2 protein-coding genes are annotated in these 1,013 nt (G+C 41.9%); both read left to right on the plus strand.

Annotated elements, in window-relative coordinates:
- The first annotated feature begins 24 nt into the window (after positions 1–24).
- Complete coding sequence (locus ACFIJR_RS09080) at positions 25–687, plus strand: lysozyme (protein ID WP_375654071.1); 663 nt, start codon at positions 25–27, stop codon at positions 685–687.
- Complete coding sequence (locus tag ACFIJR_RS09085; protein WP_375654070.1) at positions 684–911, plus strand: hypothetical protein; 228 nt, start codon at positions 684–686, stop codon at positions 909–911. Before ACFIJR_RS09080 ends, ACFIJR_RS09085 begins: the two co-directional genes overlap by 4 nt.
- Positions 912–1,013: the final 102 nt, after the last annotated feature.

Raw genomic sequence — 1,013 nt, forward strand, 5'->3', positions numbered from 1 at the left:
GGGGCTTTTTTTATGGAGAATCATATGCGAAAAATATCATCAGAAGGACTAGCACTTATCAAACAATGGGAAGGTTTGCGTTTGAACGCCTATAAAGATGCCATTGGGGTGTGGACAATAGGTTATGGTCATACAAACAGTGCTGGAAAACCTTTTATTTACGAAGGCATGACAATCACTGAAAAGCAAGCAGAAGAACTTCTTTGCCAAGACTTAAGACAATTTGAAAATGCCGTTGAACGCGCTGTTACAGTTTCATTAACAGATGAACAGTTCGCGGCGTTAGTGTCATTTTGCTATAATGTAGGAACAACAGCCTTTTGTAACTCGACACTGTTAAAAAAGCTCAATCAAGGTGAATATGAAGCTGTCCCTGCAGAGCTACAGAAATGGACCAAAGCAGGCGGGAAGCGTCTTGAAGGTCTAGCACACCGGCGTGCGGCAGAAACAGGCTTATGGGCAAAAGGGGCTTATGTTTCCTCCAATTATCAAACAGTAGAAACGCAAGCACCAACGGGGGTTTTCAAAGCCGAAGCCCTTGCACCGATTATTGGTTCTTTTTCTGGGCTTGGAGGCTTATTAGCAGGAAATGGACCAATCCAATGGGCTTTGGCCACCATTATGATTTTAGCCGCATGTGCTGGTATTTTCTTTGTTGCTAAACGCTTTCAGGAGCATCGTCTATGATCTTATGGATGAAAAGAAATCTGATGCTAACAGGCGCGGCTTTAGCCGCTTTTTTTATTGCATTAGCAAGAGCTTTTACTCTTGGGAAAAAAGCAGAGCAACAAAAGCAAACAGAAAAAGCTTTAAAAGCAGCCACAACACGGCTTGAGGTAGAAAATGAAATTAATCAAAAAAGTGATGCTGATGTGCGTGCTGCTCTCTCTGATTGGTTGCGCGACAAATAAATATGTTTCTTCTTGTGTTGGCTGGTTGCCAATTTATTTAGATAAGCAAGATCTGAACGCCATCAGTTCAAACTTAGCAAGAGAGATCTTAAAGCACAATAA

The organism is Bartonella sp. OD88NMGDW, assembly GCF_042193775.1.
In the GTDB taxonomy this organism is placed as follows: domain Bacteria; phylum Pseudomonadota; class Alphaproteobacteria; order Rhizobiales; family Rhizobiaceae; genus Bartonella; species Bartonella grahamii.

Coding starts and splice junctions, on each gene's coding strand:
- ACFIJR_RS09080 (WP_375654071.1), top strand. CDS start 25: ATGCGAAAAATATCATCAGAAGGACTAGCACTTATCAAACAATGGGAA.
- ACFIJR_RS09085 (WP_375654070.1), top strand. CDS start 684: ATGATCTTATGGATGAAAAGAAATCTGATGCTAACAGGCGCGGCTTTA.